Origin of the sequence: Prosthecobacter sp. (genome assembly GCF_044378005.1) — a bacterium.
Lineage (GTDB): Bacteria > Verrucomicrobiota > Verrucomicrobiia > Verrucomicrobiales > Verrucomicrobiaceae > Prosthecobacter.
On the sequence record NZ_JBILYB010000183.1, the window covers coordinates 1 to 10,392 of the forward strand.

The window sequence follows — 10,392 nt, forward strand, 5'->3', positions numbered from 1 at the left end:
CCTCGGAGCGGGTTACTTCCTTGGCGGTCCACTCGGCGGCGACATGGTCTTCGCAGCCAATCCCGATCTCGCCCCCGTGGCAGGTGATGCAGGTCCCATCGGCATCGCACCGCTTCCCACCGTGAAGATCAGCGCCCCGGCAGCCAACAGCACTCTCAAGGTTGTCACGGGCGGCATCGTTCAGATCAAAGGTACGGCCGCCGACAAGCAGGGCATCGCCAGTGTGAAGATCCAGGTGCTGCACAATGGCGTGCTCAGCCCTGCCGTCGATGCCTCCGGCACCACGGCCTGGACCTACAACCTCCCCGTTCAGAACGGCGAGGGCGGCCTCTACACCGTCTTTGTCAAAGCCATAGACACATCTCCCAATGCCGACGAATCCGAAGTGCTCACCCACTCCTTCTGGACCCCGCTGAAGAGTGATCTCACCGTCGCCGTTACCGGACCAGGCACCGTGAGCAAAGGATTCCTCGGTGCCACCCAGCGTGATGTCGGCAAGCTCGTGTCCATCACGGCGACACCGAACGCCAAGAAGAAGTTTCTCGGCTGGACGGGTGCCGTGACCTCCACCTCACCGAAGATTTCCGTGCTGATGGAAATCGGAACCACTCTCACGGCGAACTTTGGGGATTGAACCGTGATGCATCGCCATTTCACACTTGCCCTCGGTCTGCTGAGTGCTGCGTCTCTGGCATCGGCAGGCATCATTGAAGACTGGAACGAAGCCTTCCTCAATGCCGTGCGGAAGGAGACTCCCCCGCCCTGCCTAGTCTCACGAAACCTGCCCATCTTCCACCTGGCCATTCATTGTTCGGTCAAAGAGTCAGTGAAGCAGAAGCTCGACGCTTCGGCCCAGGAGCAGACCGCTCATCTCGCTGCACGCTCGGCCTTTCTCTCCTTCTTCCCCTCGCAGTCGAAGATGGCGGAAAAGCTGGATGCCACTCTGAAGTTGGCCTCCGCCAGCGATGGCGTGCGGCAGATCGTCGATCAGGAAGTGACGCGAGTTTTCAAGGAGCGCGAGGGCGATGGTTCCAGCACCACGATCCATTACGTGCCGAGTGATAAACCCGGCCAGTGGCGGCGCACCCCGCCGAACTTCCGCCCGCCGGAGTTTCCGCATTGGGGAAAGGTGAAACCCTTCGTGCTCGATGACGTAACGAAGTTCCGCGTGCCGCCACCACCGCCTCTCGGCAGTGCCCAGTATGCCGAAGAAGTGAATCATCTCCGCGCCATCGGCGGCAAGGTCAGCAGCCTACGCACGGCGGAGCAGACCATGATCGCCAAATTCTGGGCGGACTTCAGCTACACAAGTTCTCCAGCGGGTCATTGGAATGAGATCGCGCGCGAGATCTGCCGAACCAAAAAGCTCCCGTTGGTGGAAAGCGCGCGGTTCTTTGCCCTGCTGAACGTCACCATGGCGGACACCTGCATCAGCATCTGGGACAGCAAGTATCACTACAACTACTGGCGGCCTGTCACCGCCATCCAGCGGGCGGATGAAGATGGTAACGACGCCACCGAAGCCGACAAAACCTGGGAGCCGCTGCTCCGTACCCCGCCGCATCCTGAGTATGTCTCCGGTCACTCTGGCATCAGTGGAGCCGCCGCCACCGTCATGGAGCATCACTTTGGCAAGGAGAACATCAGTTTTGAGGCGAGCAGCGATGATGTGAAGGACACCAAGCGCCGGTTTACCTCTTTTCACACCTGCGCTGAGGAAATCGCCCAAAGTCGAATCTATGGCGGCATCCATTTCCCAGCCGCAGGAAAGCATGGATTGCAGCTCGGGAGATTGATCGCCGCATATGCGCTGGAGCACTTTCAGGAGTAACTGCAGAATGCTGGCCGAACTCCGCAAGCCAGGAAAAATCTTCGACAAAGCACGCGCCGCCTTGCGGGATGGCGTAAGGCTTCAATTCTGGAAGACTCCTTATCAGTTTCTCCGATAGCTGCCGCCCCTGCCCGCGTTTGGCTTCTCCCGTCATGCAACCACGACACGTCCTCACTCTCCTCGCCACCTTTGGCATCGCCTCATTCACCCTCGCCCAGGCTCCAAAGCTCGTCGCCAAGCCCGCCCCTCAGCCAGCCGGGCTCGGCTTGAAGGATGGCGACCGCGTCATCTGGATCGGTGACTCCATCACCCACCAGTGCCAGTACACCCAGTACGTGGAGGACTTCTACTACACCCGTTACCCGAAGCTCCGCCTCCACTTCCGCAATGCTGGCGTCAGTGGTGACCGCGCCGCCGATGCCCTGGCCCGCTTCGAGGACGACATCGCCAGCTTCAAGCCCACCGTCGCCACCGTCCTCCTCGGCATGAACGACGGTGCCTACCAGGACTTCAGCCCCGAGATCTTCAAAACCTACGCCGAAGGCATGACCAAGCTTCTCGACCGCCTCGACGAGCTCAAAGTCCGCGTCTTCCTCATGAGCCCCACCATGTTCGACCACCAGGCCTTCGAGCAGATGGTGGCCAAAGATCCCGCCCGTGGCAAAAACAAGAGCCCTGACAACTACAACGCCGTGCTCGCCTACTTCGGCAAGTGGGGCCAGGAAGTCGCCCGCAAGCGCGGCTACGGCTTCATCGACCTCTTCGGCCCCCTGAACAAGCTCACCACGGATGGCCGCCGCAAAGACCCGAACTTCACCCTCATCGCCGATGCCATCCATCCCGGCGGCGATGGCTCCTTCGTCATGTCCTACTCCATGGTCGAGGCCTTTGACGAGCCCGGCTCCGTCTGGAACGTAATGGCCACTCCCGTGAATGGCGCGTGGAAGGCCACCGCCAGCCTCGGTAGCACCGTCACCCTCACCGGCGGCGAAGTCGGCAAGTCCATCTCCCTCACCCTCCAGCCCAAATGCCTTCCCTGGGCCGTGCTGGATGAATCCAAACTCGGCGCCACCCTCACCGCCTCCGGGCATCGCAAAAGCGGTGAAGTCTTCACCCTCACCGGCCTCCAACCCGGCCGCTACGACGTGCTCGAAAATGGCCAGCTCGTCGGCACCTGGGACCACATCCAGCTTGGAAAAAAGATCGAACTCCAGAGCGACCCAGAGTCCGCCACCCTCGCACAGGCCCAGCGCGTCATCGCCCTGAACAAACAACGCAACGACGAAGCCATCCGCCCGCTTCGCAATCTCTACGGCCAGCGCAAAGGCAAACTCCGTGGCGATAAAGCCGCCTTTGAAACCTGGTGGACAGGCGAAGGCAAAGCCAAGGAAGCCGAGCTCCTCCAGAAGGCAGCCGCCCTCGAAGACGAGATCTACAAGGCCAACCAACCTGCCGAAGTGAAGATCGAAGTCCGCCCCTCTGCCCAAGCCGCCATTAAGGGCAAGGGCAAAGGTGCCGCCAAGAAGAAAGCCGCCTGATCCGGCCCGGCATCAAGCACCGCAGATTTTGGATCCTGGAGCTGGCGGCGAAACGTCGTCTTACACAATGAAGACGACGACTCGTCGGCGCTCCAGGATCATCCCAGGAACTTCCCTGGATTGAGGATGCTCTTGGGATCGAGCGCGGCCTTCACGCGGAGGTGCGCTTCATGCGTGGCATCGGTGACGGCTTCGCGCCACCAGCGCTTTTTGGCGATGCCTACGCCGTGCTCGCCAGTGATGGCTCCGTTCCAGGCGATGATCTGGCGGAAGAGCTGGTCGAGAGCAGTCTCGGCACGCTCGCGGATGGCGGGATCGTCCATGGTGGGGACCATGATGTTGACGTGGATGTTCCCATCGCCCGCATGGCCGAAGCAGGCTACGGGGAAACCGTGCTCGCTTTGCAGGCGTTCGGCGAACTCGACAAGATCGACGAGCTTGCTGCGCGGGACGACGATGTCTTCGTTGAGCTTGATGAGGCCGGTGTTTCGCAGGCTGTAGCTGAACTCGCGGCGCAGTTTCCAAAAGCGCTCGCAGGCAGCTTCGCCCATGGCTTCTTCGAGGTCGATGGAGCCGAGATCGCGGACGAGTTGCGCGAGCAGAGCGAGTTCGCCTTTCACGCTGGGCTCGTGACCGTCTATTTCGACGAGCAAATGCGCATCGCCCTGCGGGGTGACACTTTCGCCGAGGTATTCACGTGCGGCGCGAAGGGTGAATTTGTCGGCGATCTCAAGCGCGCTCGGCAGGAACCCGGAATTCAGGATGCGCTGCACGGCATTCGCGGCCTCCGCAAAGGTGCGGAAGCCTGCGGAGAGCATGGCGCGTGTGGGCGGATGCGGGATGAGACGGAGGGTGGCCTGGGTGACGACGCCGAGCATTCCCTCACTGCCGACCATGAGCCCGACGAGATCGAAGCCGGTCTTGTTTTTATGGCAGCGTCCGCCGGCCTTCACGATGCTGCCATCTGCCAGCACGGCCTCCAAACCGAGGACGTAATGGCGAGTGACGCCGTATTTCAGGCAGCGCGGGCCGCCTGCATTCGTGGCGATGTTTCCCCCGAGGCTGCATTCCTTCAGGGAGGCGGGATCAGGCGGATAAAACCAGCCAAGTTCACGCACGGCTTTTTGCAGTTCACCGGTGATGACACCAGGTTCCACGACAGCGACACCATCAGCGGTGTTGATTTCCAGAATGCGGTTCATCCCGAACACGGAGAGCGCGATGCCACCGTGAGAAGGCACGCAACCACCGACGTAACCGACGCGCGCACCCTGCGCGGTGACGGGGATGCTGTGCTCGTTCGCGTAGCGCAGTGTTTTTGACACATCCTCGGTGGACTGCGCATGGACGACGACCTGCGGCGGATTCGAGGCGAACCATTTATCCGTGCTGTGCGTGGCGAGATCGGCGTCCGTGACGGACACGCGATCCGGGCCGAGGAGAGAGATGAGGTCGTCTGCGAGGGAGGGCATGTCCTTCTCCTTTAGCCGTGATGGATGGGCGGGCAAGGGGTCTCAGTGTGCCTGGATTGCCGAAAGGCGGATCGGCCCGCGAACCTGGGCCAAGTCCACATCTTTGCCGCCCTGGGTGATGCGGATCTTCCCTTCCCGGTGGAGTTCATCGGACACTTCACGCACCGGGAGCATGAGCGCACGCCAGTCATCAGGATGGAGATGCCGAGCCACTTCAGAAGGGCAGATCGTTTTGCCCGGCCCACGAGCCGTTGTCAGTCGCAGGATAACTTCGCGGATGATCTCCTGTTTCATCGCGGACGATGCAGCTCAAACATATCGCTCGTGCGGCAATACCAGTGTGGAGCCTGCATGCGGCCGATGGGGGCATAGCTGCCTGGCCGCACCAGCCAGGTCTCGGGATCAAAGATGTCATCACGGACATGAACGCGCAGGACTTCGCCGATGATGAGGCGGTTGTCTCCGATCTCGATGATGCTGTGGCTGCGGCATTCGAGGCTGGCCGGCGCTTCGGCGATGCGCGGCGGCTTCACAACACTGCTCGGCACGGTGGTGAGGCCGGTGTCCGTGAGTTCATTCTCCCCCGGTGGCAGGCTGGCCGCGCAGTGATTCATCTGCAAGGCGATGGATTCATCCACGAGGTTCACCACAAATTCATGCGTCAGCCGGATGTTCCGCGCGGTGTCCTTCGGCACGCCAGGGGAGCGGTCGCCGGGGCAGAGACCGACGATGGGCGGCGAATCTCCCAAGACATTGAAGAAGCTGAAGGGCGCGGCATTCACCCGGCCTTCGAGATCGACGGTCGTGGTCAAGGCGATGGGCCGTGGTGTGACGAGGCCGGAGAGGATCATGTAGGCCTCTTCGCGAAGAGGGCCGGTAAGGTCGAGTTCCATAGGGCTTGCAGTAAAGCACCGAGAGTTGTTTTCAAGCCGAGGTCCGCCTTGCTCTATGACTTACCTTTGCCATACCTGCTCCATGCCTGAAGAATCACCCACCATCGAGACCCGCGAGGAAGTCATGTTTTTCGACACCGACATCGGCGGGGTGGTGCATAACATCGCCTACCTGCGGATGATCGAGACCGCCCGCACGCGGCTTGCAGCGAACATGGGCATGAGGTTGAAAGAGATGGCGACGACACAGGTCTATCCGGTCGTGGTGCGCACGGAGATTGATTACCGTAAATCCGCGACGCTGGGGGATCACCTGATCATCAGCGGCAGGCTGGAACGGGTGGAGCGGGTGCGCTTCTGGATGGCGTTTGAGGTTCGTCGCGCAGGTGAGGAGGCGGTGCTGATCACCTGCCGTCAGGCATTGGCACTGGTTCAGATGCCGCAGGCGAAGCCGCTGCGCCTGCCGGCAGAGTGGGCGGAGAAGTATGCGGAGCTGTTCTTGAAGAAGGCGTGAGTGCCGCTCTGCCGGGCGCATCTCCTCAAAAAAAAGAGTGAGGAGATGACTCTCCTCACTCGATTTGGAAACACGGGCAGGTGCCTGATTAGTACACGCCTTCGACGATAGTCTTCTCCATCGCTCCAAACGGACGCACATCGGCCACTCCATCCCAGGCATACGGCGCGCGGGGTTTGCGACGCATGGCTTCGTCACGCTCCAGGAAGCGGGGCATGAAGAATTCCTTCGTGAGTGTGGTCAGTTCGACGCGGCCCCACTGATCATAATCGACGGTCTTGTCCGTCTGATTCGGGTCAACGATGCGGAGCACGGCGCGTGGCTGCGGCGCGTAGTAGGTGATGGAGAAGTTGTCTTCTGGAGTCAGCGGCACACTGGCGGCGAGACCCATCAACGTGTTGCCATAGGTCGGGTAGAAACCGATGCGACCCTCCAGCACTTCCTCGACGATGAAGCGCACATACTGAGGCGTCATGGTGGTGCCTCCGACGAAGCAGCCACGGATGCCAGCGCTATAGAGATCCACCTTCTCGGCCAGAGCTTCGAGAAGCTTTGGCGTGGTGAAGATGGCGGAGACCTTGCGGTTCTTCAGGATGAGCACGGCCTGATCAATGACGTGGTCCATGTACTGGCGGGCGACATCGAACTGCTTGTTCGAGATGGCCTTCTTCACGAAGCGGGGATCGAGATCGACGAAGTAGCAGGAACTGCCGCGATAGTTCGCCAGATGCTCCACCGCGAGACGGAGACGACGCGGACCGGTGGGGCCGACCATGATCCAGGATTCGCCGGGCGGGAAATGCTCGTCGTCGAGCTTGTGGCTGAACTCCTCGTAATCCACGCGGAAGTCATTCCAGCCGATGCGCTGCTTTGGCATGCCGGTGGTGCCGCCGGTTTCGAAGATGTTGAAGGGCTTACCTTTAAAGGCGGCGGGCACCCAGACTTCGGGCTGAAGATCGCGCAACCATTCGTCCTGGAAGTGATCGAACTTGGCGATGATGTCCTCGTAGCTGTTCACCACGCCGCGTGGGTCGAAGTTCTTCTTCGCCCAGTCGAGCCAGAAGGGGCAGCCTGTCTCGGGCGAGAAGTGCCAGTTGATGGTTTCACGGACTTGGTTGTCGAGCTGCGCTTTGGCTTCTTCGGGGGTCATGGGCGTCGGGGGTTGGGGGAAAAACGAGGATACGGCAAACGGGGCCGGACGGGCGTCCCTTTCGCTGACTCGTGCTGAGAAATCAACGCTGGAGTGCGGGATGCAGAAAGCCTGGAAGCCTCGCAGATAAAGTCGATTCCCAAGTCCGCTCATAGACGTAAGCGTTCGCCATGCCCAAACACGCCACTGTCATCCACTGGTTCCGCCGCGATCTGCGCCTGATGGACAACACCGCCCTCACCGCCGCCGCCAAGGATTCCACGCAGGTGGTGCCGGTCTATGTGCTCAGTGACTGGACCAAGAACCATGGCTGGACCGGCAGCATCCGGCAGCAATTCCTCTGCGGCTGTTTGGAATCACTCTCCAAGAACCTCGAAGCGAACAGCAGCCGTCTCATCCTACGCACCGGTCGCGCCGATCTGGAGATCGAGAAGCTGATCCGCGAGACCCAGGCCAGCGCGGTGTATTTCAATCGCGACTATGATCCCTACGGCCGTGAGATGGAGAAGAAGGTGCAGGCCGTCTGTGCACGACACGGCATCGAGTGCCACAGTTTCAAAGATCGCGTGCTGCACGAGCCCGAGGAAGTGCTCACCGGCAGCGGCGGACCGTATCGCGTTTACACGCCGTATTCGCGGAACTGGCTGTCTTTGGATAAAGTCACTCCGGTGAGCAAACCCGCCTCGCTGGGTCTGGCGAGCAAGATCCCAAGTGACCCACTGCCCACGCTGGATCACTGGCAGCTCGCCGCCACCTCCGCCACACTGCCAGCACCGGGAGAAAGAGCCGCACGGGAGCGAATGAAGAGCTTCATCGAAGACCGTCGCTTGATGGGCTATGCCCAAAGCCGAAACACGCCCGCAGGCATCACGACTTCCCGGCTCGGGCAGGATCTCCGCTTCGGGCTGATTTCCATCCGCGAACTCTTCGCCCGCTGCATGGCGGCGGTGGCTCAGGCCACGAAGGCGGACGAGCGCACCTCCATCGAAACCTACCTCAAGGAGCTGGCGTGGCGGGAGTTCTATCTCGCGATCCTTTGGTTCTATCCCGAGGTCTTTGATGAAGAGTTCTCCACTGACTTTCGCGGCGTTCCCTGGGTGGGCCGAGACGAGCATTTCCAAGCCTGGAGCCAGGGCAAAACAGGCTTCCCCATCGTCGATGCTGGAATGCGCGAACTGCTGACCACCGGCTTCATGCACAACCGCGTGCGCATGATCGTCTCCATGTTTCTCACGAAGGATCTGCACTGCCACTGGAAGCTCGGCGAGAGCTTCTTCATGCAGCATCTCGTGGACGGTGAAAACGCCAGCAACAATGGCGGCTGGCAGTGGAGTGCAGGCACCGGAGCCGATGCCGCGCCTTACTTCCGCATTCAGAATCCGTGGACTCAGACGAAGAGTTACGCCGCCGATGGAGCCTACATCCGCCAGTGGGTGCCCGAACTCAAAAACGTGTCTCCCGAGCGCTTCGTGGCTCCGCCCAAAGACAACCGCGCCATCGCACCCGGCTACCCCCTGCCCATCGTGGACCACGGCACCGAGCGTGAACGCACACTGGCCATCTTTGCCAAGCATCGTCAGCGCTGAGTCAGCGCTCGTCGAACTCCCGCACCGCCTTCATCTGGAGCTGGCTGAAGCCAAGCTTCTCTCCGGCCACGAGCACGGAGCCGAGCACGTTTCGTTCCTCCAGCGCCAGCCGCGCTTCCATCGGCAGTTCGGAGACTTTCGGCAGCGGCGATGCTGCCGCGCGTGTCTTCACCAGCATCAGCGTCCGTGCGAGATCGCGGCCTGATTTCTGCGGAAAGGTGACCCAGTAGTCATCACGCAGACAAGGGATGAGCAGGGCATCCCGCGTGATCATTTCGAGATGAAACTCCGCCTGGGGTGCCGCAGCACTGATGACCCGAATCATCTCCGGCAGATCCAGCATCCCCATGCCCAGCGGCACCTCCGCCAGATAAAAGCCATCCTCCGCCTGCCGCACGGCCATGTCCTTCAGATGCACCGTCAGTGTGTAGGGCGCGAGCTTCTGAACCACTGTCAGCGGATCTTCCAGCAGCGCCAGATTGTTGCCGGTATCAAGGCACACGCCGATCTGCGGGCTCGACATCTTTTGCATCAGCTCCACGAGCTCATCCGTCTCGAAGTCCTTGTGATTCTCCACCGCGAGTTTCACGCCGACCTTGGCCGCCAGCGACCGCTGCGCCCCTGCCTTCCAGGTTTCAAAGTCAGCCCGCGTGGTGAAGATCTCATATCTCCTGCCTCCGGCAGCCACGCGGAAGAGAGTCATGCCCGCTTCCTTCCCCAACCGCAGGTCACGCGTGAAGCGCTCCGCATCCCCCTGTCCCTGCGGCAGCCGCACGATGCCCTCCAGCCGCATGTCGTAGGATTCGCATGAGGCTCGTGCCCGACTCGCCAGCTCCATGTCCCAGCCATCCACACCGATCTGCAAGCTATGTACACCCACGCCGCGGAGGTAATCCATCGCGTCTAGCACATCGCGCAGCGGTGGCAGCTTCACGCTGGAGTAGCGCCCGCGCCAACGGCTGGAGAAAGAGTGGATCACCATCCCCAGTCGCCGCCCCGCCAGTGCCGCCTGCATCATCCACGGCATGGCCGCGATGAGTGGGAACAGGGAGCGTCTGAGCATGACGCGAGTCTATCCATCCGATTCGCGGATGGGAAGCAGACTTTTCCTCCAAACTCAGTAAGTCGCGCGACCGCCCGAGAGGTCAAAGACCGAGCCCGTGCTGAAGGAGCAGTCCTCCGAGCACAGCCAGGCCACCAGCGCCGCCGCCTCATGCTTCTGTCCGAAGCGGTTCATCGGGATCTTCGAGAGCATGTAATCCACGTGCTGCTGCGTGAGCTGCTTCAGGATGTCCGTCTCGATCACCGCCGGAGTGATGCAGTTCACGAGGATGTTTGAGGTGGCGAGCTCCTTGCCCAGAGACTTCGTTAATCCAATGACGCCAGCCTTCGAGGCGCTGTAGTGCGC

General features: G+C 61.2%; 11 protein-coding genes. 5 read left to right on the forward strand and 6 right to left on the reverse strand.

Annotated elements, in window-relative coordinates:
• The 3 genes from AC6FTP_RS23320 to AC6FTP_RS23330 form a co-directional block, all read left to right on the forward strand.
• Window positions 1–634: Ig-like domain-containing protein (locus tag AC6FTP_RS23320; protein ID WP_497209307.1), on the forward strand; the 634-nt coding region annotated here is incomplete at its 5' end.
• A gap of 6 nt (window positions 635–640) precedes the next feature.
• Window positions 641–1,831 carry a vanadium-dependent haloperoxidase gene (locus AC6FTP_RS23325; protein ID WP_497209308.1) on the forward strand — a complete coding sequence of 397 codons (1,191 nt, stop codon included), beginning with the start codon at window positions 641–643 and terminating at the stop codon, window positions 1,829–1,831.
• A 152-nt stretch (window positions 1,832–1,983) separates the two neighbouring features.
• A complete protein-coding gene (locus tag AC6FTP_RS23330) occupies window positions 1,984–3,369 on the forward strand; it encodes an SGNH/GDSL hydrolase family protein (protein WP_497209309.1) in 1,386 nt (461 codons plus the stop codon).
• A 98-nt stretch (window positions 3,370–3,467) separates the two neighbouring features.
• On the opposite strand, the gene AC6FTP_RS23335 is transcribed toward AC6FTP_RS23330, so the two are convergent.
• The 3 genes from AC6FTP_RS23335 to AC6FTP_RS23345 are packed head-to-tail and all read right to left on the reverse strand — an operon-like array spanning window position 3,468 to window position 5,734.
• A complete protein-coding gene (locus AC6FTP_RS23335) occupies window positions 3,468–4,841 on the reverse strand; it encodes an FAD-binding oxidoreductase (RefSeq protein ID WP_497209310.1) in 1,374 nt (457 codons plus the stop codon).
• 42 nt (window positions 4,842–4,883) lie between these two features.
• A complete protein-coding gene (locus AC6FTP_RS23340) occupies window positions 4,884–5,135 on the reverse strand; it encodes a DUF3253 domain-containing protein (protein ID WP_497209311.1) in 252 nt (83 codons plus the stop codon).
• Window positions 5,132–5,734, reverse strand: coding sequence for a flavin reductase family protein (locus AC6FTP_RS23345; protein ID WP_497209312.1), 603 nt, complete (start codon window positions 5,732–5,734; stop codon window positions 5,132–5,134). Before AC6FTP_RS23345 ends, AC6FTP_RS23340 begins: the two co-directional genes overlap by 4 nt.
• An 82-nt stretch (window positions 5,735–5,816) precedes the next feature.
• On the opposite strand from AC6FTP_RS23345, the gene AC6FTP_RS23350 reads away from it, so the two are divergent.
• Window positions 5,817–6,248, forward strand: a complete 432-nt coding sequence (locus AC6FTP_RS23350; RefSeq protein ID WP_497209313.1) for an acyl-CoA thioesterase — start codon at window positions 5,817–5,819, stop codon at window positions 6,246–6,248.
• An 88-nt stretch (window positions 6,249–6,336) separates the two neighbouring features.
• Here AC6FTP_RS23350 and AC6FTP_RS23355 read toward each other — a convergent pair whose 3' ends face one another.
• A complete protein-coding gene (locus AC6FTP_RS23355; protein WP_497209314.1) occupies window positions 6,337–7,398 on the reverse strand; it encodes a hypothetical protein in 1,062 nt (353 codons plus the stop codon).
• Between the two features lie 170 nt (window positions 7,399–7,568).
• Here AC6FTP_RS23355 and AC6FTP_RS23360 point away from each other — a divergent pair, with 170 nt between their 5' ends.
• Window positions 7,569–8,984 carry a cryptochrome/photolyase family protein gene (locus tag AC6FTP_RS23360; RefSeq protein ID WP_497209315.1) on the forward strand — a complete coding sequence of 472 codons (1,416 nt, stop codon included), beginning with the start codon at window positions 7,569–7,571 and terminating at the stop codon, window positions 8,982–8,984.
• Window position 8,985: 1 nt separating this feature from the next.
• Here the strand turns inward: AC6FTP_RS23360 and AC6FTP_RS23365 are convergent, their stop codons facing one another.
• On the reverse strand, window positions 8,986–10,047 hold the full coding sequence (locus AC6FTP_RS23365; RefSeq protein ID WP_497209316.1) for a sugar phosphate isomerase/epimerase family protein: 1,062 nt from the start codon (window positions 10,045–10,047) through the stop codon (window positions 8,986–8,988).
• 54 nt (window positions 10,048–10,101) lie between these two features.
• A partial coding sequence (locus AC6FTP_RS23370; protein WP_497209317.1) for an SDR family oxidoreductase occupies window positions 10,102–10,392 on the reverse strand: 291 nt, incomplete at its 5' end.

What these genes read in the sequence shown, in the direction of transcription:
- AC6FTP_RS23330 (WP_497209309.1), top strand. Translation starts at nt 1,984, where the DNA reads ATGCAACCACGACACGTCCTCACTCTCCTCGCCACCTTTGGCATCGCC.
- AC6FTP_RS23345 (WP_497209312.1), bottom strand. Translation starts at nt 5,734, where the DNA reads ATGGAACTCGACCTTACCGGCCCTCTTCGCGAAGAGGCCTACATGATC.
- AC6FTP_RS23325 (WP_497209308.1), top strand. Translation starts at nt 641, where the DNA reads ATGCATCGCCATTTCACACTTGCCCTCGGTCTGCTGAGTGCTGCGTCT.
- AC6FTP_RS23360 (WP_497209315.1), top strand. Translation starts at nt 7,569, where the DNA reads ATGCCCAAACACGCCACTGTCATCCACTGGTTCCGCCGCGATCTGCGC.
- AC6FTP_RS23335 (WP_497209310.1), bottom strand. Translation starts at nt 4,841, where the DNA reads ATGCCCTCCCTCGCAGACGACCTCATCTCTCTCCTCGGCCCGGATCGC.
- AC6FTP_RS23340 (WP_497209311.1), bottom strand. Translation starts at nt 5,135, where the DNA reads ATGAAACAGGAGATCATCCGCGAAGTTATCCTGCGACTGACAACGGCT.
- AC6FTP_RS23365 (WP_497209316.1), bottom strand. Translation starts at nt 10,047, where the DNA reads ATGCTCAGACGCTCCCTGTTCCCACTCATCGCGGCCATGCCGTGGATG.
- AC6FTP_RS23350 (WP_497209313.1), top strand. Translation starts at nt 5,817, where the DNA reads ATGCCTGAAGAATCACCCACCATCGAGACCCGCGAGGAAGTCATGTTT.
- AC6FTP_RS23355 (WP_497209314.1), bottom strand. Translation starts at nt 7,398, where the DNA reads ATGACCCCCGAAGAAGCCAAAGCGCAGCTCGACAACCAAGTCCGTGAA.